Origin of the sequence: Marinobacter salexigens (genome assembly GCF_018860765.1) — a bacterium.
Taxonomy (GTDB): Bacteria; Pseudomonadota; Gammaproteobacteria; order Pseudomonadales; family Oleiphilaceae; genus Marinobacter; species Marinobacter salexigens_A.
In genome coordinates this window covers 189,386-212,950 of record NZ_JAHKPV010000019.1, presented here as the reverse complement: position 1 = coordinate 212,950, position 23,565 = coordinate 189,386, and the positions used below count along the sequence as shown (strand labels likewise).

Annotated in this window: 11 protein-coding genes and 1 tRNA gene; 9 read left to right on the top strand and 3 right to left on the bottom strand. The window is 52.1% G+C overall.

Features of this window, described 5'->3' with window-relative positions:
• The first annotated feature begins 341 nt into the window (after positions 1–341).
• Positions 342–8,363, top strand: a complete 8,022-nt coding sequence (locus KO508_RS11630) for an SdrD B-like domain-containing protein (protein ID WP_216008474.1) — start codon at positions 342–344, stop codon at positions 8,361–8,363.
• 128 nt (positions 8,364–8,491) lie between these two features.
• Entirely contained in the window at positions 8,492–12,502 is a 4,011-nt protein-coding gene (locus KO508_RS11625) for an OmpA family protein (protein ID WP_216008473.1), read from the top strand.
• Positions 12,503–12,625: 123 nt separating this feature from the next.
• Here the strand turns inward: KO508_RS11625 and KO508_RS11620 are convergent, their stop codons facing one another.
• Entirely contained in the window at positions 12,626–13,000 is a 375-nt protein-coding gene (locus KO508_RS11620) for a PilZ domain-containing protein (RefSeq protein WP_252738079.1), read from the bottom strand.
• Between the two features lie 244 nt (positions 13,001–13,244).
• Between KO508_RS11620 and KO508_RS11615 the strand changes: the two genes are divergently transcribed.
• From KO508_RS11615 to KO508_RS11605, 3 genes are read left to right on the top strand one after another with little or no spacing between them, the layout of a single operon-like run.
• Positions 13,245–15,653 (top strand): Lon protease family protein, encoded by a 2,409-nt coding sequence (locus KO508_RS11615; protein WP_216008472.1) that lies wholly within the window; start codon positions 13,245–13,247, stop codon positions 15,651–15,653.
• A 39-nt stretch (positions 15,654–15,692) separates the two neighbouring features.
• Positions 15,693–16,319, top strand: coding sequence for a response regulator FixJ (gene fixJ, locus KO508_RS11610; protein ID WP_216008471.1), 627 nt, complete (start codon positions 15,693–15,695; stop codon positions 16,317–16,319).
• Between the two features lie 46 nt (positions 16,320–16,365).
• Complete coding sequence (locus tag KO508_RS11605) at positions 16,366–17,949, top strand: ATP-binding response regulator (RefSeq protein ID WP_216008470.1); 1,584 nt, start codon at positions 16,366–16,368, stop codon at positions 17,947–17,949.
• Here the strand turns inward: KO508_RS11605 and KO508_RS11600 are convergent.
• Positions 17,946–18,821 (bottom strand): MaoC family dehydratase, encoded by an 876-nt coding sequence (locus KO508_RS11600; RefSeq protein WP_216008469.1) that lies wholly within the window; start codon positions 18,819–18,821, stop codon positions 17,946–17,948. The two genes, KO508_RS11605 and KO508_RS11600, sit on opposite strands and share 4 nt — an antisense overlap.
• Before the next feature lie 308 nt (positions 18,822–19,129).
• Between KO508_RS11600 and KO508_RS11595 the strand changes: the two genes are divergently transcribed.
• Both KO508_RS11595 and KO508_RS11590 read left to right on the top strand, forming a co-directional pair.
• The gene (locus tag KO508_RS11595) at positions 19,130–20,161 is read left to right on the top strand and encodes an AraC family transcriptional regulator (RefSeq protein ID WP_216008468.1); all 1,032 of its coding nucleotides are present in this window, start codon (positions 19,130–19,132) and stop codon (positions 20,159–20,161) included.
• Positions 20,162–20,303: 142 nt separating this feature from the next.
• Positions 20,304–20,380 (top strand) — tRNA-Asp (locus KO508_RS11590).
• Positions 20,381–20,440: 60 nt separating this feature from the next.
• Here KO508_RS11590 and KO508_RS11585 read toward each other — a convergent pair.
• Positions 20,441–21,352, bottom strand: a complete 912-nt coding sequence (locus KO508_RS11585) for a LysR substrate-binding domain-containing protein (RefSeq protein WP_216008849.1) — start codon at positions 21,350–21,352, stop codon at positions 20,441–20,443.
• 192 nt (positions 21,353–21,544) lie between these two features.
• On the opposite strand from KO508_RS11585, the gene KO508_RS11580 reads away from it, so the two are divergent.
• Positions 21,545–22,672, top strand: coding sequence for an S-(hydroxymethyl)glutathione dehydrogenase/class III alcohol dehydrogenase (locus KO508_RS11580; RefSeq protein ID WP_252738077.1), 1,128 nt, complete (start codon positions 21,545–21,547; stop codon positions 22,670–22,672).
• A 53-nt stretch (positions 22,673–22,725) separates the two neighbouring features.
• Positions 22,726–23,565: an S-formylglutathione hydrolase gene (gene fghA, locus KO508_RS11575; protein WP_216008467.1), complete on the top strand. Its 840-nt coding sequence runs from the start codon at positions 22,726–22,728 to the stop codon at positions 23,563–23,565.

Below are 23,565 nucleotides of genomic sequence, written 5' to 3'. Positions count from 1 at the left end.
GAAGTGTTTGACTCAGATCTACAAATTTTACGTGGTCTGCCTTCAGTCAACCGTTCTTAGAAACAACTTGTTCGTCCGCTCAGGCAAAGCTCTCTGATTTGTATCATTTTACTTGACGGGTACTGCTGTAGCTGCTTAGCCGCCGTTGGCGTGTGCGATGGGTTTTGCTTTTACCTTTGCTCAAGCGGAAGTTCAGCTCGTTGGCTGCAACTCAGTGTTCGTTTTTCTGGTATATTCGCGCCTTCGTTTGGCAGGTTACTATTTCGTAATGCAGTGTTAAGCTGCCGTTTTTTGTGCCTGAAGCGTCGGTACAGAGCATCTAATGACCAGGAAATTCTGTTATGTCTAGTTCGGAAATTATGCAGCGCTTTGTGCGCCTGTTAGTCAGTTTGAGCTTTATGTGCTCAATGATGTTGCCTGCACTGGTTCATGCCGATATAGGAGTGAGTAAAACTCGAGCTGCCGGCTACTCTGGCACCAAGTATGTTGGTGATATTGATGCTTTCCGAATAAGGCTAACTAATAACGATGCAAACGACTCCATAACAGCGGTCAGTTTCACTGACAACATGCCTCCCGGTTTTCGAGTGGCAGGCGCTGGACTTGTATCAACGGACTGTGAGGACGGAGCAGGTAATCCTGTTGGCTTTGCCGGAACGGTAACCGCGCCTTTGGGTAGCAACACGTTCGCGCTAGCTGGAGGTGTGATACCGCCCCGCAATGGAGGCGGCGTGGCAGGTTATTGCGAACTCACTGTAGAGGTAACGTCGACCACAGCAGGAACCGGTACCAACGAGTTGCCCGTTGGAAGCGTTACTGGTACTCGGAATGGGTCGAACGTAAGTAATGTGGATCCAGCGGTTCAATCGTTAAACTTTCTGGCGCTGGATCTGCCGACGATTGACAAGAGTTTTAGTAATAGTGAAATCGTGAAAGCCGAAGAGCCAACGCGCCTAACGATCACTATTTCTAACAACGCATCCCAGCCCTTGCCGCTGAATAACGTTGGAGATAGTCCCGCTTTTGCCATCCGTGACCGGCTCAGTGATTACGGACTTCGTGTGGCTGCAACGCCCGACACCCAGATCGCCTGTGGATCTAATCCTCCTGCTTTTGCTCCAGTCGCCGGAGCCGGCACTGTCGTCGCCACGGGCGGCATTGTGGCAGCAAACAGCTCTTGTCAGTTGAGCGTTATGGTCGTTGCTGATGGCGTTAACAATGCTTACTCAACTGGTATTACCAATGTCATTGACCGCAACGTCGACTTCGGTAACAAGCGTGGCCTTACGCCATCATCGAATGCTAGTGCCAGTCTGAGTGTCACTGCTCCTTTACGCGTTAGCAAGAGCTTCACACCTGCGACAATCTCCGCAAATCAGGAATCTACGTTACTTATTCGCCTGACCAACGCCAGCCCGCTGACTGTTATGCAATTAGGCGCTTTTTCTGACGATATCGACGGAGCGGCAAGCAATCTGCAAATCTCTTCCCCTCCCACAGCCACTTGTACTGGAGGATCAAGCCTTTCTGGGCTGGCCGGTCAGGGTAGTCAGAATCTCACGTTCACTAGTGGGACCTTAGAACCGAATACTAACTGTCAGATAACCGTTCCCTACACCGCAACGCTGGATGCAGCAGGTACGGCGCAGACCTTTACCAATACTATTCCTGCAGGAAGCGTTGCAGTTACCAGTCCTGCTGGTGTTTTCAGTCAGCAGGCCGTGGCGTCGGTGAACGTGGCGGACCGATTTCGCGTCGAGAAGAGCCGCAGCCCTTCGGTTGTAGCGCCCGGCAACCCGGTACGCTTTGATGTGTCAGTCAGAAATTTCAGTATTCAGCCGCAGACGGTTACGGTTACTGACAACCTGCCTGCGGGGATGCAACTGCTAGGTGTCGCTGAGTCGTATCCGGCCCCTGCGTTAAGTGGGACGAGCTGTTCCAATCTTAATGTTGCTGGGACCCCGGAAGTTCCAACCTTTACTTTTAATATGCCAGCGGGATCTGACGGTTCTCCAGCCGCTTGTTCGGTGCGTTTTTGGGCCATGGCGCCTGAGGGTGCTCCTGCGGGCGCTACGATTATAAATGAGATTGGTAGTGGTGATGTATGCGGCGGAGGTATCTGCAGTGACACCTCAGCCAGTGCTGGCTTTGATATAAGCAGTTCCACGTTGGCGGTCGAGAAAGTGTTTGATGCGGCCGACAAACCTGAGGGCACGCCAGCTACGATGACACTGTCTTTGGTGAACTGGTCGGCGCAGCCGATCACAGGCGTTACGCTGACTGATAGTTTGCCAATAGGTAACAACGGTACTCAAATGCGGGTGGCTTCACCCAATAACGCGTCGAACACGTGTGGCGGGGTTATTAGTGCGTTGCCAGATAGCGATGAGGTTGTGCTGTCCGGAGCGACGGTGCCAGCCCGCTCTGGCCTTGGTGTTGGTGCGGCTGGGCGCTGCACATTGACTGTTAACGTGTCGGGTGCTGCTGGATCATACGTAAATAGCTTGCCGCCAGGCGCTGCCACGGGAACCGAAGTGCTCGCGGATGGGGTCACTACTCGCACCACGGAAAGTTCCGGTCCTGTCAATCGTAGTATTAATTTCTTGTCCGCCCTAAGCGGCAGCAAATCATTTTTCCCAAATACCATACAGGCCGGTGGGCGTTCAACTGTCACTATTCGGTTGGAAAATAGCTTGCCGGGTGTGTTATCAGACGTCAGCCTCACAGATAACCTGCCAGTTGGCATGCTGGTTGCCGATCCGTCAAACGCTTATTCAACCTGCGCCGGTACGCCCGTCATCAATGCGCAGCCTGGAGCGGGTACAGTCGGTCTTAGTGGCGCTCAAATTGCAACCGGAAGCTGCGACCTACTATTCGATGTGACGGCAACCGGAGGTAGCAACTGGGTTAATACCATCGCAGCGGGTCAGTTGACCGCTGCAGGTGGTGTCCAGAATGTCGGGCCGTTCAGTGCAACGTTGCAAAATGCTGCGGGCGGCGGCCTTACGGTGTCGTTAAATCATGCGAGCGCTAGCCTGTCGGCACCCGGAGCTGCTACTCAGCTTACCATCACGCTTTTCAATAACGGCACCTTGGATCTCACGAACTTGAACCTGCCAAGCTATTTTACCGATACCGGCTTGGCCTCGGGTAACTTGACAGGAGAGCTGATTGCAAGCTCTCCGAATGCATCGACTACCTGCGCCGATGGCGTTGTTAGCGTAGCGCCGGGTTCGACTGAGTTGAGTCTGACGGGGGCTAGCCTGGCCACAGGGCAGAGCTGTGATGTAATCGTTGATGTGACAATGGACACCACCGGTACCGTCACCGCGACTATTCCGGCTGGCGGAATCACAACTGCACAGGGCATTACCAACGCCGACCCTGCCTTGAGCAGCCTCCAAACCAGCGCTGGGTTGGGTGTAGTTAAGGACTTCAACCCGCAGGTTGTGAGCCCCGGGGAGCGTTCTCGCCTTCGCATCACCTTATATAATCCCACGACGCAAGTTGTCAGAAACCTTGCGCTCGTCGATGATTTTCCAAGTGGGTTGGTGGTCGCTTCTCCGCCGAACGTCTTGAGCACGTGCCAAGGTAGTTTGAATAGCACCACAGACCAGTTCTCTATCACTGGGGGTGAGATTGCTGCTGGGACATCGACAGGCCCGGCCAGTTGTTATCTGGAAATCGATGTTGTTGCAGCGAATCAAGGTGATTATGACAATTTAATTCCAGCGGGTGATGTAACTGGCCAGATCGGTGGCAGCCCTGTTAGTAATAATGATCCAGCTCAGGGCACTTTGCGGGCAAGGTCTGGCTTGGAAGTGCATAAGGCGATTGAAACCTTAACGCTTGATGCTGGCAATCCTGCTGGATTTAGTACAGGCATTGCACAAGGTTCGGCCAGCACTCCTTATCGCCTCAGCATTCGTGTCAGAAATCCAAACAATATTGCTCTAAACGGGCTGGCTTTTACGGACAACCTACCAAGCGGTTTAGTTATTGCCCAGACGCCAAATGCCGCAAACACCTGCTCGGGTAGCGTAACCGTAACGCCCTCAGGACAGACAGTGCGCCTGACCGGCGGAGTGATTTTAGCCAATACTGACTGTACTGTGAGCGTAGATGTTCTAAGCAATGTCGCGGGCACTTATACCAATACACTGCCCACTGGCGCGATCAGAACCACTGAGGGCGTCACCAACTCGGAGGCTACGCGTGCGCGCATCGTTATTTCCTCGCCTCCAACCGTCGCAAAACAGTTTGAGCCAGCGGTTATTGCGCAAAATGGCATTTCTCGGCTGACTATTTACGTCAACAACCCCAACGATAGCGCTATGACGTTGGCGTCAGACCTCACAGACACTCTTCCCGTTTCACCAGGCCCTGTTGTAGTGGCAACATCGCCAAACATTGGCGGCACGTGCACTGCTGCCAATATTACCGCTGTTGCTGGGGCTGCCACGGTAGCGCTTGCTAACGGCACTGTGGTGCCCTCAGGTGGCTGCACCATTGAGGTCGATGTGACGGCTTCTGCATCCGGCGAGCACACTAACATCATTGATGCTGGCGCTTTGGAGACTGATTTAGGGAACAACGCTCAACCGGCATATGCATCGTTGGCAGTGAGCACTCTGGGTTATGTTTCGGGCCGTGTGTATCTGGACAACAATTTGACGGACGGGCAGGTTTACGTTCCGGGCGTCGACGATCCGCTAATTGGTGTGGCTATAGAGTTGCGCAATGGCAGTGATTGCACCGGCGCTCTGGTCAGTGGTATTCCAACCCTTCAGAACCCCGTGCAAACTTCAGGGTCTGGTAATTATCTTTTCAGCGGGCTGCCTGCCGGAACCTATTCCGTGTGCCAAAACGAGCAACCGACTGGCTCGCTTAACGCCGATCCGATTGCCGGTAGTATCAACACCCTCAACGGCAGCACGGGCGTACCGGGCGTGGCGTTTAACCCCGCTTCGGGATCACCTTTCAGCCAGATTACCGGTATTGTTCTTGGTGCTAACGGCTCCGGCGAAGTTAGCGGCTCAGTAAACAACTTGTTCCCCGAAGTTGCGCCTTCGCGCCTTGGCGGTACTGTTTATATCGATCTGGATAACGACGGCGTGCGTCAGGGCAGTGAAACAGGGCTTCCGGGGGTTGCAGTGAACCTGTCGGGCACTGATTGGCAGGGCCGTACGATTACCCGTGCGACCACTACTAATAGCAACGGCGACTACGTGTTCGAGGATTTGCCGCCTGGTGAATATACCGTAACGGAGCCAAGTCAGCCTGCTGGTACTGCCAACGGTATCACCAGCGCTGGTACAACCGGTGGTAACCCGTCCGCTGTTAACGTGCTACCCAGCAATATACAAAACATAGTCCTTGCGCCAGCCACCAGTTTGGAAGATCTCAATTTTGGCGAGCTAGCCACAGGGCGCAGTATTTTTGGTCGCGTCTTTCATGACAGAGACAAAAATGGCGTTTTTGATGGTAGCGATAGGGGGCTTTCTGGGCAGTTGATTGTGCTGTCGGGTGTCGATATAAGCGGTAACCTTGTCAATGTTAACCGAGTCACTAACGATGACGGCACCTACGCGTTCACTGATTTGCCGCCGGGAGAGTATGACGTTACCCAGCCTAATCAGCCGAGCGGGTACCGCAATGGTGAAACGTTGGCTGGATCTGCCGGGGGGGTAGCAACGCTTCCGGAGGTTCTCCCGAGTGCTATATCTCAGATTGATCTAACAGTCACACGCATTTCAGTTGGTAACGATTTTGGTGAAATAGCTATCCCAGCACCTCCCGGACGCACCGTTACGGGAAGGGTATTCCACGATCTGGATAAAAATGATCTTTTTGACGGAGCTGATACCGGCTTGGGCGGTCAGCTCATCGTGCTTGTAGGCAGGGATTTAAGCAATAACGTGGTTAGGGAAACCACGACCACCAGTACTGATGGCACTTATGCATTTTATAACCTGCCGCCTGGTATCTATGGAGTAACCCAGCCAAATCAACCATCAGGGTTGATGAATGGGTCTACTGTGCCGGGCACCGCAGGAGGAAATGCAACGGCGCAGACAACAACGCCAAGTGCTATTTTTAGCATCGATTTAAGAAGCACTCTGGACTCCCATGAAAACAACTTTGCCGAGTGGAGTGGTCTGGCGGGGGATACGCGAACCATCTCTGGTCGCATCTTTCATGACCGTAACATCAATGACCTGTTTGACGGCGATGACAATGGCCTGAGTGGACAGCGTGTACTGCTTTCGGGTGTCGATATCGATGGCAACCCAGTGAGCGCCAGTGTCGTTACCAACAGCGACGGCACCTACATGTTTGCGGAGTTGCCGCCGGGCGTCTATCACGTGACCCAGCCTGATCAGCCTGATGGCTTGTTGAACGGAGAAACAATAGCTGGCACTGCAGGTGGTCAGGCCACGCCAGTGGAGGTTGTCCCCAGTGCGATCTCTGGAATCGATGTGACCACTGTGCTTGATTCAGAAAACAACGATTTTGCGGAATGGACAATCCCGTCGCTATCTGGGCGAGTTTGGCGAGATACCAACCACGATGATGTGTACGACCCGGGTGAAATTTCGATACCTGGCTGGACTGTCGAGCTTTGGCGTAACGGCGTCAAACTTGCCGAAATGCTTACCGACACTGATGGGGGGTATGAATTCAGCAACCTGACACCTGGCGGTGGTTATGAAGTGCGTTTCCGAGAACCCAGCAGCGGTAGTTATTTTGGTCGGCCTGTACCCAATGAATCGGGGGCAGAGTTTAGCGTGGGTGTGGTTGGTCCAGGCAACCCTGTCGGGGCCGATAATACAACTGGCTCGTTGAGCGAGATGACGATCCCCGGAGGGAGGAACATTCGCGAGCACAGCTTGCCGTTAGATCCTGCAGGGATAGTTTACGATGCAGTTAGCCGCTTGCCGGTACCCGGTGCCACTGTCACCATTAGTGGTCCTTCTGGCTTCTCCGCCGCCGACGTGTTGGGCGGATCCACCAACCATGTCACTGGTAGTGACGGTTTCTATCAGTTTCTGTTGTTGGATACCGCGCCGTCTGGAACCTATACGCTTACTGTAACGCCCCCTTCAGGGTATCTACCTGCGCCTTCGCAGCTAATAGAGGAGTGTAACAACACGCTTACGGTAGGCGCTGTTCCAGATCCTGCCTTGGTTCAAAGCAGCAATCAGCCTCCAAGCGAGTTGTCACCAATACACGATCCGCTGGGTTGTCCCACTGGCTCTGCAAGTTTAACCACCGGTGCGAACAGTACCCAGTACTTCACAAGCTTTGAGTTCGACGGCAGTTCAGCTGATGTGGTGAACAATCACCTGCCGGTTGATCCGATCTCCAACGGCGCCATTTTTATGACCAAAACAACGCCCAAAATCAGCGTTAACCGTGGCGAGCTGGTGCCATACGTGCTTACTGCAACGAACACGCTCACTATGAACTTGCCGGATATTACAATAGCGGATCAGATTCCTTCTGGCTTTCAATACGTTAGCGGTTCGGCCCGTATTGATGGTGTTCCGGTTGAGCCGGTTGTTCAGGGTAAGCTTCTGCAATGGCCGGAGCAGAACTTGATCGGTGGTCAGACCCTTACAGTCCAATTGCTTCTAGTTGTGGGTTCGGGTGTTGGATTTGATGATTATGTAAATCAGGGCTGGGCTTCTAGCGAGTTGGCGTCCCAACGGTTATCCAATGTTGCTACAGCAACTGTCCGGGTTACACCTGACCCGACCTTCGATTGCAGCGACATTATTGGCACCGTATACGACGACGAAAATCGCAATGGATATCAAGATTCCGGAGAGAGCGGCTTGCCTGGTGTTCGTCTGGCAACAACGCATGGTTGGCTCGTAACGTCGGATGAGTTTGGCCGTTACCACGTTGCGTGTGCTGATGTACCAAGTGAGATGCGTGGTTCGAATTTCATCATAAAGGTGGATGAACGCACCCTGCCAAGCGGTTATCGCATCATGACCGAGAACCCACGGGTTGTTCGCATTACACAGGGTCGAATAACCAAAGCCAATTTCGGTGCCAGCATCCACCGAGTCATCCGCCTCGACCTGAGCAGCGAAGCCTTTAACTCTGATAACGAGTTGAGCCCCACTTACCAGAAACGCATGCATGAAGTATTGGACCTTCTGCACGCAGAGCCTTCAATTCTCCGCATTGCTTATCGGATGCCAATGGATTCATCGGTCGATCAGGCGCATGAGCGTATCGGGTACGCCCGCGACTGGATAACAGAACGTTGGGAGCCAAGAGATTGTTGCTATGACCTGCAACTTGAAGAAGAAATTGTTCCGGCGACTGACAGTGTAGAGGTGATCCGATGAAAGCTTGCAAATGGATGAAGTGCGCTGTTGCAACGCTAACGTTTTTGTCTTCGGCAGTCATAGCAGATGACTCGCCACAGCAATGTAGCGCAGATAATGGATGTGGTTTACAGGGGCCGCGTGGAGCCATGCAGGATAACTCGTTTGTCCAGCGACGCCCCCTTGCGATTGGTGGGTTGCCGGCTTTACCTGAAGACTCTGAGCGTGAACTACCTCGCGAGCACTTGGTTTTGTGGCAACTGCCGGGTGATGTTCTGGCGGAGCGTGCACAGGTACTTGGCTTAAACGGTGAACAGATCAGCTCAGTATCGCTTGATTCAGATTTACCCGTGGTACGTTTTGAGTCTGGGCGTTCGTTTATCCCTGAACAAGATAGCGAAGCGCTGCAGGAGTTGCTTGACCGCCTCAATGGGAAGCGAAACTTGCGCATGCGTTTTATTGGTCATACTGACCCACAAAAATTATCACAGCGTGCAAAGGCGTTGTATGTCGATAACTACGACCTAGGGATGCAAAGAGCAAAGGAGGTAGGTCGTCTGTTCACACAACGCCTCAATCTTGGGGCCGATCAGCTTGAGTTTCAAAGTCGTGGCCCAGATGCGCCATTGGTTAGTAACGACACACCGGCCGGTATGATGTTAAACCGCCGCGTAGAAATAGAAATCTGGTATGACATTGCCGCGCCAAAATCTGTGACAGCGCCGGTGCCATTGGCTTGTTCGCCTGGATCTGTCGCAGCTGACGACGTTGTACCGTTTCGCATTAGTCTGGATGGCCAGCAGCAGGAAATGTCGAGCCAGTCAGGTAGTGCCGATACGCAGCGTTGTGTCGATGTCGCCTTGGCTCGAGATTTATTGCAGGTGCGCTACGACAACCTATCTGCAAAACCGCGATTGAACATTGCTACTGGACCGCGTGTGGCGCACGTCGGAGAACCTTTGAAGTTCCGGGGCTATAGCAATTATTTGCATTGGATAGAGCGCGCAGAGGTTCTGATTGTGGGCCGCAGAGGCACGTTTTTACCCAATGATGTGTTGGCGACGATAACACTCGATGAGCAGTTAGAAGGGGAGTGGGTACCAACGGATGAGCTTCCTGCCAGCGTTTACTATCAATTACGGGTATACGATGCCAAAGGCAGGTTTGACGAAACGAGTCTCCAGCCTCTGAATCTGTCGCGATCTCCGGCAACGGGAGAAGAGGCTGCCGATGTGGGAGGTGACTTGTTGGCAGGGTTTGGCGAAAACCGCTTGCAGCGCCACCGCATTCCAGTCGCTGGCGGCACGATTACGGTCAATGGCAAGGAGGTCCGGCCGAATCAAAAAGTTTATGTTCTGGGGCGCCCTGTTCCGGTAGATCGCAATGGTCGTTTTGCGAGCAGTCAAATTATCCCCCGTGGCCTGCACAGTGTAGAAGTTGCTGTGCTGGGCGATGATGGTAAAGGGCGAATATATCGACGCGATCTGCGCCTACCCGGCCAAGACTGGTTTACCGTAGCCATTGCTGACATTACTGTAGGGCAACAGAACACCACAGGACCTGCCCGTTTGGTAACGGGTGAAGATCGTTATTATGACGACAAGCTCTATATTGATGGCCGTCTGGCGTTCTACACCAAGGGTAAGATCGACGACACGTACACGGTAACCGCGAGTGTAGATACTACAGAGGAGTCGTTTAGCAGCATTCTAAGCAATTTCAATGACAAGAATCCGCGGGAATTCCTCCGAAGGATGGACGGAAATCAGGGTTGGGCGACGTTTGGCGACGATTCAACTCTGGTAGAAGATGCACCCACACGAGGCAAGTTTTATATCAAGTTAGAAGATGTTAAATCCCATGCCCTGTGGGGTAATTTCCGGGAAGAGATCCGTGAGACAGAGCTCAGCCAGATTGATCGCAGTCTTTACGGCGCTCAGTTTAGATTCAACAGTGATGAATACACGGCCTTTGGCGAGCGTCGTTTGCAGTTCGAAGGGTTTGCGGCAGAGCCGGGTACTGCGTCGGCACGTGAGGAGTTTCGGGGAACCGGAGGTTCACTGTACTTCCTACGGCATCAGGATCTGACCGAAGGCAGTGAGCGGGTGCGTGTTGAGGTACGGGACAAAGACTCTAATTTGGTGTTGCATGCACAGGATTTGGTCTCCGGTATTGACTACGATGTTAATGCCTTGCAGGGGCGCATTATCCTAGCTCAACCGCTTTCCAGCACTTCAGATAGCAGCATGCTAGTGCGGTCAAGCGGCGGCCTTAGTGGTAATGCTGTCTATCTGGTTGTCGGCTATGAATACTCACCTGGATTAGGTGAGCTAGATGATCTGGCGGTTGGGGGACGTATTTCCTTCTGGGCTGCAGACTGGATGCGCATTGGTGCGACAGGTAGCCGTCAGGAGCAGACCGGGAGCGATACTCAGGAGTTGGCCGGTGTTGATCTGTTGCTACGCCATAGCGAAAACAGCTGGATCAAGCTCGAATCGGCACAGAGCACTGGCGATGGCTTCGAGCAGTTATCCTCTTTTGATGGTGGTTTTGGCTTCAGCAGCAGTGTAGTAGGCACTGACTCAGACGCCCGTGCGCATCGTGTGGAAACAGCATTTGCCTTGCGTGACCTTGGAAGCAATAACGAGGGCACTGGTACCTTATATTTAGAGCTTCGAGACGCTGGCTTTTCTGCGCCTGGCCGGCTAACGAGTCTTGATACCGAGCAAGTGGGCGGTAGCTTTGCGGCGCCGCTGACTGAGCAGACCCAAGTGATTGTTAAAGCCGATGAGCTGGATGAGCAAGGAGGCGTCTTAAAACGCGCTGCTGAGGCTGCTATTGCACATGATCTCAATGAGAGCTGGCAGCTGTCCGCAGGTGTTCGCAACGAGGATCAGGAGACACAGCTAGGAACAAACGATGGACGGCGTAACGATCTGTTGGTTCAAGCGGAATATAGTGATGAGGACGACTGGTCTGTTTATGGTTTCACGCAGGGCACGCTTGATCGCAGCGGTAGCCGCTCCGCGAATAACAGAGGCGGTTTAGGCGGGAGTTACCGAATCAACCCCCGCGCTTTGGTAAGCGGTGAGATCTCCGACGGCAATCTGGGTGTGGGTGGCAAAGCGGGCGTTAACTACGATGCCTCTGACCGCACCAATCTTTATCTCAATTATGAGCTAGATAACGATCGCACTGACAACGGGTTGGGCGGTAGAGCCAGTCAAATCGTCACGGGTGCGCGCTCGCGCTGGACAGATACTGTGAGTGTTTTTGCGGAGCAGCGCTATCAGGATGCAACTGAGCAGAGTGGCCTGATTCAGGCCTATGGTCTGGATTTTGCACCCAATGACGATTGGAGCTACGGTCTTAATACCGAGTTTGGAACGATTAACAGTGAGTCGGGTGATGAGCTTAGACGGCGCGCTGTTGGCGGTAAGGTTGGGTATAGCGGCGATTGGCTGCGCTATGCGGGTGCGCTTGAATATCGTGAAGATAAAAGCGATGCCGAAACTCGTGATGTCTGGCTGATGCGCAATAATCTTAGCTACAAAATCAACCCAGATTGGCGTTTTATTAGTAAGTTGGATTTTTCGATTGGTAACTCAACCAGAGGTGACTTCTTCGATGGAAACTTTGTTGAAGGGTCTGTCGGTTATGCCTACCGCCCTGTATTCAACGATCGGCTTAATCTGTTAGCCAAGTACACTTATCTTTCTGATTTGGCCCCGCCGGACCAGCTGAGCAGCACGACGAGTAGAGCTATTGATTACTCCCAGCGCAGTCATGTCGCTGCGATAGATGCAATATACGACCTGACAGAGCGCTGGAGCATTGGTGGCAAGTACGCTTACCGCCTTGGCGAGCTGCGGATGAGCCGCGACAACTCAACTGACTGGTTCGATAGTCGTGGTCAACTTGCAGCGGTTCGGATCGATTGGCATGTGACGCATAAGTGGGATCTGATGACAGAGGTTCGCAGGCGTGATGAATTAACCGCAGACGATAGCCGAAAAGGAGCTCTGGTGGGTGTGTACCGTCATTTTGGTCATCATCTCAAAGCGGGTTTGGGTTATAACTTCAGTGATTTCAGTGATGACCTGACAGATATGTCGTTCAAAAGTCGCGGCTGGTTTATTAACGCCGTTGGTATGTACTAGTTGGTATGTACTAATCGTATTCCTGCCGCTGAATTTCGGCGGCAGGACCTCTAAAATTTCTAGCTAGAATAAAGGCATACGCTCAGGAAGGGCATTGTTTATATTGGGGTTTTGAATGGCGAACTAACAAGCACAGCGATTATAAAAGCCCTCAATGCGTGACAACGCGTTATCTACTGCTCTGGAATAGCCTTTTTTGTTGAGGTAATAGCTGAACTGCACGCTTACCCGGTAGCCAGTCTGAAAGGGGCGACACTCCACAACGCGGGCACAAACCTTCGATTCATTAATGTACTTGCCCTCAAAATCCATATGTAAGCGTGTGCCGGGCTCTAGAGGCCGTGGACATAGCAAGGCCATTCCATAGCGGTTCAGGTCAAGACAGGTAGCCTGAAAAGGCTGCTTATTTTTGATGAAAAAACCGCGCTCCCTAATCTGTACTCTCAGACAGGCGGCAGGGTAGCGACCTTTGATTCGACGATCTTCGGAAACACTCATAATAAGTCGTCATCCGTTGCATATTTTGTAGTTTTTATGGCCGTCTCTAAGACTAAAGAATAATAGCCGCAAGATGAAGTGTCATGGCCTAAAAATTTGAGAACAGCCATAAAACAAAAAGCGTAAGCTTGGTCACACGATGGCAGTTCCGAGGTGTTTGCCACAATTCTCTCTCCTGAGCGCGACAGACCGGTTCACAGAACCTACAATGACCGGTCAATGAGTCAACCGTTAGGACCCAACCTTGAAGTCACTGTCTCTGCATCAGCTTTATAAAGCCTGCGTTCTGAAAGAACTGCCGTTCAAATCCACCAGACAACTGGAGCCGTTGGCAGAAATAGTTGGCCAAAACCGTGCTCAGGAAGCTGTACGCTTTGCGTTGGCCATGCCCCATGGCGGTTATAACGTGTATGCCGTGGGTCGAAATGGTTTGGGTAAACGCACCATGATGTTGCGCTATCTTGAGCACCATGTGGATACCGAGCAGCAAAGTCACGATTGGTGCTATGTCGCGGATTTTGAGGAGCCGCGAGTTCCCAAGCTTCTCCAGTTGCCTGCCGGAAAGGGCTTGCGGCTAAAGCAAGACATGGAAAAGCTCATGAGTCGGCTGGTGAAAGTTATTCCCCAAACCTTCGACAGCGACAGCTTTCTTGAGCGTTCGGAGCAGTTGAAAGAAGAATACGGCAAGAAGCAGGAAGACGAGCTTGAGAAAGTGGCCGCTCAGGCCCGCCGTAAGAAAGTCAGCCTGACCATTACAACACCTGGCGGTTACCGCCTTGTGGCGATGAAAGGTGACAAGCCGCATACCGCAGAGACGTTTAAAGAGTTGACGGATGCACAACGCGATAAGTTTGAAGACTCCATCAACAAGCTTGAGAAAAAACTTCGCCAAGCGCTGCGTAAACTGGCGGACTGGGAGCAGGAGTATGCAGATAAACAGCAAGCGCTAAACAAAGAAACTCTGGAAGGCATATCCGGCCATCAAATTGATGAGCTGATTGAGAACTACAAAGGCCTTCCGGATGTGGTTGCTTACTTCGAAGCGGTGCGGGCAGATTTGGTTGAGAATCTCGAGATTTTCCTCGACGATAACGAAGAGCAGGCTGCCATCGCCTATGCGTCGTTGGATAAAAAAATGCCGCGGCGCTATCTCGTGAATGTCGTGGTGCACCAGAAAACCAACGAAGTACCCATGGTGGTGGAGGATAATCCAACGTATCACAACCTTTTCGGGTACGTTGAGAATGTTACCTACAAGGGCACCGTATTTACCGACTTTTCTCTAATCCGGGCAGGCAGTCTGCACCGGGCTAATGGCGGCTACCTGCTGATGGATGCCATCAAGGTGCTAGAGCAGCCCTTCGTGTGGGATGGGCTCAAGCGGGCACTGCGTTCCAAGTCTATCCAGATTAACTCTCTTGAGCGTGAGCTTACGCTCTCAGGTACTATCTCCATAGAGCCGCAAGCTGTGCCGCTTGATGTGAAACTTGTGCTATTCGGTGACCGTGAAACCTGGATGTTGTTGCAGGACTATGATCCCGAGTTTGCAGAACTGTTCCGGGTGACGGCAGATTTTGAGAACGAGATGTTCCGCTCCGAAGACAGTCAGGTTACCTATGCAAAGTTTATTGCCAGTGTAGTGAAAGAAAAAAACCTGCTGCACTGCACCAATAAAGCTGTGGCGCGAATTATTGAATACAGTGCCCGCATGGCCGAGCATCAAGACAGACTCTCCCTGCATGCCGCCAACATCGCCAACCTGCTCCGGGAGTCGGATTTTTGGGCCAGGCAGGCAAATGCCAAGCTCATTCAGGACATTCATGTGGAAAGGGCTCTGGAGAGCGCCAAATACCGCAGTAGCCGTATTCGTGATCAGTTTTACGATTCGATCCGCGATGGCTCTACACTGGTGTCAACCCAAGGCTCGGTTGTTGGTCAGGTGAATGCGCTTTCTGTGCTCTCTACTGGCGGGTTTGAATTTGGCTTGTCCAATCGCGTAACCGCGACTTGCTATTATGGAGACGGCGGCATTATAGACATTGAACGCGATGTAAAACTGGGCGGCAATATTCACTCCAAGGGTGTGATGATTTTAAGTTCTTGGCTTGCCTCGCACTTTGCCGTCACAGATCCTATGCACCTGTCAGCTAGCTTGACCTTTGAGCAAAACTATGGGGAGGTAGACGGCGATAGTGCTTCATTGGCGGAGCTCTGTGCGTTGATATCCTCGCTATCCCAAATCCCGGTGCGTCAGGAGTTGGCCATTACCGGTTCCGTCAACCAATTTGGTGAAGTGCAGCCGATTGGAGGGGTGAATGAAAAAGTCGAGGGTTTTTTTGCGACTTGTCAGCTTAAGGATGGACTCACCGGAACTCAGGGCGTGATCGTGCCAGCCAACAACGTGCAGAACCTGATGTTAGACAGCGAGGTGGTGCAGGCTGTTCGGGACAAGCGCTTTGCTGTGTACTCTGTTTCAAGTGTTGAGGATGCGGTAACGCTGCTGTTGGGCAAGCCAGCAGGTAAGGCAGACAACAAAGGCAACTATCCGAAACAAAGTGTTTTTGGCATTATCCAGCAACGGCTTGAGCAAATGCGCGAGCACGAGCGTCAGGAACATGCCCGGGACGATCAGAAAGATCCGTCAATCCATTGACCGGTCGGCATAATAAAATAGACAGGAGAAGACACCCCCATGACTGATATCCAGCAAACTGTATACGTGGTCGAGGACGACGAAGCCGTTCGTGATTCACTGGAACTGTTACTGAAATCTGATGGTAAGCCGGTCAAAACCTATGAAAACGCTGCGGTATTCCTTAAGGAATACTCCGAAAAAATGGCAGGATGCATCGTGTTGGATATCCGCATGCCGGGTATGGATGGCATGGAACTGCAAAAAAAGCTGAACGATAAGCACTCGATTCTGCCCATTATTTTTGTGACCGGTCATGGCGATGTGCCCATGGCGGTTGATGCCATGAAAGAAGGGGCCGTGGACTTTATCCAGAAGCCTTATCGCGAAGAAGCGCTGCTTGAGAAGATTGAAGCGGCTCTGGAACAAGATCTTGAACAGCGCAAAACGTTGGATGAGAAGCAGGAGATCATCCGCAGGGTTAAAAGCCTAACGCCTCGGGAGCATGAGATCATGGATCGTATGATCGAAGGTCAGGCGAACAAGGTAATTGCTATCGAGCTGGAAATCAGCCAGCGCACGGTAGAGATTCACCGTTCCCGGGTGATGCATAAAATGGGAACCCACTCACTCGCACATCTGGTGCGTATGGTGCTGTCCGTAAAGAACCTTATCGACGCGCGGTAATCCCGGCGGCATCATGCGGTTATCTTTTTGACCGGCCTTTTATTATATGACTGCAGCTGTCAGCGAAAATTCAGAGGTTACGGTTCTGCTCGTGGATGATAATCCACAGAACCTGAAAGTTCTCTACGAGACACTCAAAGACAAAGGGTATCGGCTTTTAATTGCCAATGAGGGCGAAAAGGCACTGGATCTTGCCCATCGTCATCAGCCTGAAGTCGTCTTGCTCGACATTATGATGCCTGAGATGGACGGTTACGAGGTGTGCGAGCGCCTCAAAGCCGATCCTGAAACAGCCGACTGCGCCGTCGTGTTCCTTTCGGCCCTTGATGATCTGGAAGCAAAAGTAAAAGGCTTTGCCCTCGGCGGTGCGGACTATATTTCCAAACCCTTCCAGTCTCAGGAAGTTATAGCCAGAGTTAAAACCCACGCCCGCGTTATTAGGCTTGAGCGTGAACTGCAAGCTCGTAATCGGGAGCTTCAGAGCGATCAGGCCCGCATCCTCAACTCGATCAGTGAAGGCATCTATGGTCTCGATGAGAACGGCACCATCGAGTTCGCCAATCCAGCGGCCGCCGTCATTATGCGCTGCCCGGTTGAGGACCTGATCGGGCGCAATTTTTTCGAAACGCATTTCTCTACAGCGGCGCAATGCCCGGATGGGCTCCCGGTAAATGCCACTTGCCGTCAGGGTGTTGCTGAAAATCAGCGCGACATACGAATGCTGCGTGCTGATGACACCGGATTTCCGGCGGAATATCGGTCTGCGCCCAAACTTGATGGCGAGGAGTTGCACGGTGCAGTAGTGGTGTTTCGGGATATTACCGCCGAGCTTGAGGGCGAGAGGGCGCTGGAGGAAGCGCGAGAACTTGTTCAGGAACAGCGTGATCAGTTGGCGCACACCTCCCGTTTAACCACCATGGGTGAAATGGCTGCAGGCGTTGCTCACGAGGTCAACCAACCACTAACAGCCATTGCGAATTACGCCAGAGTGTCTAAGCGGATGATGGCGGTTGAAAATCCTAATCTGACTCTATTGCAGGAGACTCTCGATAAAATCGAGGCCCAGTCTCATCGAGCAAGTGAGATTATTCGTAGAATTCGCCGGTTCATGAAGAAACCTGCGACGGGCAAAGAGGTCTTATCTGTATCCTCATTGCTCGAGGATACTCGCCAGTTTGCAGAAGTGGATGCGCGCAATAACGACGGCGCCATTGAGCTTATTGTGCCGGAAGATGTGCCGGATATTTTGGCCGATCCCGTGCAAGTACAACAGGTTGCGCTCAACCTGATTCGTAATGCCCTTGAGGCCACGCGTACAGCAGAATCCGACCTGCCAGTGGAAGTGACGGCGCAAGTGACCGAGGGCAGCTGTGTTCGGATCGAAGTGCGTGACTACGGCGTAGGGCTAGCTGAAGACGCTGAAGAGAAGCTGTTTCTGCCGTTCTATACCACCAAAGACGAGGGCATGGGTATTGGTTTGTCCACCTGTCGTTCGCTGATTCAGGCTCAAGGAGGGGAAATAGGTTTTGAGCGCCCCGAGGATGGCGGTGGCGCCCGTTTCTTTTTTACGCTTCCTGTGGCGGCACCGTCCCCCTCAACGAGCGACGAGAGCTCCTGTGGTGCCGTTTAAAGCCATTCGATTTGACCGCTGAGGTGAGGCGCATCACCTCTCGCATTCAGTAGTTGATAATCCCATGCGTTTTTTCCTTCCCGCCAGTTCAGTTGTGCTGTGCCCGGCAGAAATACGGGTTTCTTGAGTTGGCAACTAACCTTTAGTGGGCCTGATCGCCACCCATTCTGCTGCCCCATAATGGCCAGCGCGTATGCCTTGCTCCACATGCCGTGTGCAATGGCTTTGGGAAAGCCGAAAGCTTTGGCGGTAAGGGCGTGCATGTGAATCAGGTTGCTATCACCAGACACTTTTGCGTACTGGCGCCCGATAGACTCTCCCACCTTGATCTCTTTTGTATTCGGATAATGCTCTAAAGCGGGTGGCGCGGTTTTTTCAGTCGACTTCCTATTTGGTTCGGGCTGGCGGAACAACATGGTGCTGCTCTCTTCCCAAACCATAGAGCCTGCAGAACTCGCCGTGGTAATCATGTCAAATTCAATGCCTCGGGTGGTGCGCTCCTGCCCGCTTAGGCGCACATCTAGCTTCAGGGCTTCGCCCGTACCAATTCGTCTGAACTGGGTAATGCTATTGCGCAAGTGCACTAAGCCAAGGAGTGGAAGCGGGAAGGCTTTTTCGGTTAATAACTTCAAGTGCAGCGGAAACGCAAGAATATGAGGCCAAGTAATGGGTAGCTGGTTGCTAGGCTGAAATCCGCAAACACGCTCGTATTGTTTTAGGTCGGCTCGCGATGTGTGCGCATACAGAAGCGTTGCAGAAAGCTCGGGAACCCTCACGTCGGTTCCGGAAGAGGCTTTTTTCGGTAGCGCTGCTTTGGCGAAAAGCGGTAACAACGAGGGTGGTGTATCTCTGTATACAAGCGTGTTCGACATAAGCATGTGTTCCCAATGGTCAATTCGGTAATTTATGGGCATGAAAGATAAGCAAAAGAAATCGAATGCAAGTGCCCGTTGCGCTCGGATTTTGGTAAAACTGTGAGTCTATGGCCTGATATGCTCTAATGTAAGACGATAGTCTAAGTCGATTTTTTGCGACTCGGACAGAATTAGAGTTGGGCAGGCCGTTCGCTCAAGCTTTTTGCAAGTCTGGCAAACCCATCCAGACGACGCATTGACTTAGGGTGTTCCGGCGGATGTCCGTCGGGCCAAAGTAGTATCCAATAAATACAAAGCGGGATTATATGCAGGAACTACGTGACGCAGGCGTGATGTTGCGCCTTATCTACGAGGCGATGAAGACAAAGGGTATTGATACCGATCTCATATTTAGTCGCTTGGGCGTGGATGCAAACTATGTATACACGGAGCAGCTTCGTACTCCGCATAGCGCCCAGATGTTTTTCTGGCAAGCTGTAGAAGAAGTTTCCGGTGATCCCGATGTTGGCCTCCATCTTGGTCAGGTTTTGCCGGTTTATAAAGGTCAAGTTCTGGAATACCTGTTTCTAAGCAGCCCGACGTTTGGGGAAGGCTTGCGGCGTGCAAAGAACTATCAGCGTTTGCTAAGCGATGCGGCCAACACAGATTTTTTCATCGAGGGCGAGAATGCCTATATGTTACTGGACACAGCTTCCGATGATGTCCGGCGCCTGCGGCATTTTAATGAGTGTTTTGTCCAAGGGCTGATTGCCTTTTTTCGATCCATTACGGATAACCAGTTTCACCCGTCGCGGATCGAGTTTGAGCATGAGCGTAAAGAAGGGCGCGAGCATGTGGTCGAAGTGCTGGGGTGCGAGGTGGTTTTCGGTGCTGAGGAAAACCGTTTGTATTTTCCCACAAGTCTGCTTTCCCACGCGTCTCCACATGCGGAACCGGAGCTTTTGGACTTGCACGAGCGTTTTGCCAGTGAACAGGTTGCTCGTCTGGAGAAAAAGGATATTGTCGGGCAGGTGGAGCGAATCATCGCAGAATTGCTCGATAGCGGCGACGTGACCTTAGATTCGGTAGCGACGCGGTTAGGCATAAAGCCTCGTACATTGCGCACCCGGCTTACCGAGGCAGAAACCAGCTTTAATCAGGTGCTGGCTGATTTCCGCTATCGCCTTGCTAGGCAATTGCTGGCGACGACAGATGAGTCGATTGATGAAATTGTATACCTCACCGGATTTTCTGAGCCAAGTACGTTCTACCGTGCGTTCAAACGGTGGTCTGGCATGACCCCGATTGAGTACCGGAAAACAGCGCAAGGTAAAGATGCGATGGTTGATGCCATGTAAAACGTGGTTTTCCTGTTTTTTTCAGAAAAGGCATTGACTTAGTCAGGCACCTCTTTATAATGCGCTCTCGTTGTCACCGAGCAATCTCTTGAAGTTTGCAACGCTTTGAAAGTATTTCGGAAAAGCAATCGGTTATAACTGTGGAGCGGTAGTTCAGTTGGTTAGAATACCGGCCTGTCACGCCGGGGGTCGCGGGTTCGAGTCCCGTCCGCTCCGCCACTATTTCAAAAAGCCGTTAGCTAGTTTCTAGCTAACGGCTTTTTTCGTTCTAAGATCTGATTAATCGTTCCTGCCTGTTTCTTGCATTTGGTGTCTAGCGTTCGGTTGAAGGCAATCGCTGAGGTAGTCCAGTAACATGCGCACCTTCGGCGATAAGTAGCGATTATGGGGATAGATGGCCCAGATGCCGTCGTCTGCCTCTTGCCAATGCGCCAGAAGGGGAATCAATCGGCCTGAATCCAGAGAAGGCTGCACATAATAATCTGGCAGTTGAACAATGCCGATGCCTTTCAGAGCCGCATCAAGCAAGCTCCAGCCACTATTGCACCTTATGTTGCCCGTGATCCGGATATTGCGCGGCTTGCCGTCCTCCTGAAAGCGCCAATAGTCCAAGTTGCCCTGCAAACAGTTATGTTGTTCCAGTTCAGACAGTGAGTGAGGAACCCCATAGCTCGACAAATAGTCGGGTGAGGCGCATACGTACAGGGTTCTCGATGAGAGCCGCTTGGCCATCATACTTGAAGCCTCAAGTTTGCCCATTCGCACTGCTAAATCATAACCTTTTGCAACCAGATCTAGCGTTTGGTTGGTGAGGTTCATGTCCACCTCAAGAGCTGGATAGCGTAGTGCAAAGTCGTTAACTAGAGGAGCGATGACTTTTTCCCCAAATGTTACGGGCGCTGTCAGTCGTAGTTGGCCTTTGGGAACAAGTTGAAGGTTGGTGACGGAACGTTCTGCCTCTTCAAGCCCATCAAGTACTCTGCGGCACTGTTGATAATAGACTTGGCCGGTTTCAGTCACCGACACCTTGCGAGTGGTTCGGTAGAGCAATTTTGTAGATAGCCGGGCTTCCAATGCGCTAACTTGACGGCTGACTTGAGCCGTAGAAATGCCCAGCCTCTTTGCTGCTGCAGTAAAGCTTTGTGCCTCAGCCACCGCTACGAATTCACTAACTCCTTCCCATATCAAAATTGTCTCCTTCTAGTTGTGGTGTGAATGGTAGGTAACGACATGCGTAAGGCTGGCATGCAGTCTATCATTGTTGCATATTGGTAAAAGTGAATTGCTGATTGTTGGGATTATCTATCTATACAGAAATAATATAATGCTTCTATCAACATGGCGGAGCCTTCTGCCTGAGTATTACAACGACTGGAGCGCTATATGACCAGAACAATTAAATCCAAAGCCGCCATCGCATGGGGCCCGGAACAGCCACTCTCTATCGAGGAGGTGGATGTTATGCCGCCGCAGCCGGGTGAAGTGCGAATCCGCGTTATTGCCAGTGGTGTTTGCCATACCGATGCGTTCACCCTGTCTGGTGAAGATCCAGAAGGTATCTTTCCAGCCATTCTGGGTCACGAAGGTGGCGGTGTTGTTGAGTCTATCGGCGAAGGGGTAACCAGTGTTCAGGTGGGCGACCACGTAATCCCGCTTTATACCCCCGAATGTGGTGAGTGCAAATTCTGTACTTCTGGCAAAACCAACCTGTGCCAGAAGATTCGTGAAACTCAGGGCAAGGGCTTGATGCCAGATGGCACCACCCGTTTTTCCCTGAACGGCGAGCCGATCTACCACTACATGGGTTGCTCTACTTTTTCTGAATACACCGTACTGCCCGAGATTGCGCTGGCGAAGGTCAACAAAGACGCACCGCTTGAAGAGGTCTGTTTGCTCGGTTGTGGCGTGACCACCGGTATGGGCGCAGTAATGAACACCGCCAAGGTAGAAGAAGGTGCCACAGTGGCCATCTTCGGCATGGGCGGTATCGGCCTCTCAGCTGTTATCGGCGCCACCATGGCGAAAGCCAGCCGCATCATTGCCATCGATATTAACGAGAGCAAGTTTGAGCTGGCCCGTCAGCTTGGCGCGACCGACTGCATTAACCCGAAGGATTACGACAAACCGATACAGGACGTAATTGTTGAGCTGACTGATGGCGGTGTCGACTATTCCTTCGAGTGTATTGGCAACGTAGATGTGATGCGTTCGGCCTTGGAATGCTGTCACAAAGGCTGGGGGGAGTCGGTGATTATTGGTGTTGCCGGTGCTGGCCAGGAAATATCTACCCGCCCATTCCAGCTGGTCACCGGCCGAGTTTGGAGAGGGTCTGCATTTGGTGGTGTGAAAGGGCGTTCAGAGTTGCCGGGTATTGTCGAACAGTACATGAAAGGTGAGTTCAAGCTTAACGATTTTATTACTCACACCATGGGTCTGGAAAAGATCAATGAAGCCTTCGATTTGATGCATGAAGGCAAGAGCATTCGTACCGTTATTCACTTCAACACATAACGAGGAGGGTCGCCTGTGCAAGGCAAGGGCGACCATTGATCAGGGAGATTGCGATGAATATTGAAAACCTTAGTCGAAACAAAAGTTTTGGTGGCTGGCACAAGCAGTACAGCCACCGTTCAGACACGCTGAACTGCGATATGCGGTTCGCTATCTATCTGCCACCTCAGGCTGCCAACGGTAACAAGATTCCGGCCTTGTACTGGTTGTCGGGCCTGACCTGTACAGATGAAAACTTCATGCAGAAAGCCGCTGCCCATCAAATGGCTGCGGAGCTGGGCGTGGCTATTGTTGCGCCGGACACCAGCCCCCGCGGTGATGATGTGGCAGATGATGAAGCCTACGATTTGGGTAAAGGAGCAGGGTTCTATGTAAATGCTACTCAGGCGCCCTGGAACCGGCACTACAGCATGTATGATTATGTGCTGAATGAACTGCCGAATCTCATTGAGTCCGTTTTCCCGGTGAGCGACAAACGATCAATATTTGGTCACTCCATGGGTGGTCACGGTGCGCTGGTGTTGGCGCTGCGCAATCCCGAGCGTTACCAGTCCGTATCGGCGTTTAGCCCAATTAGTAATCCAGTAGATTGCCCTTGGGGCAAGAAGGCATTCACCGCCTATCTGGGTGATGATACCGACCGCTGGGCTGACTACGACGCCAGCCTGTTGATGAAAACGGCTACGCAGTTTGTGCCTACGCTGGTAGATCAAGGTGAGGCTGATAACTTCTTGGTTGAGCAGCTGAAGCCCGAAGCGTTGGAGGCGGCCGCGAAGCAGAGTGGCTATCCGCTGACTCTGAATCGTCACGAAGGCTATGACCATAGCTATTATTTTATAGCTAGCTTCATTGAGGAGCACCTGCGCTTCCACGCTGAGCATCTGAGCAAGTAA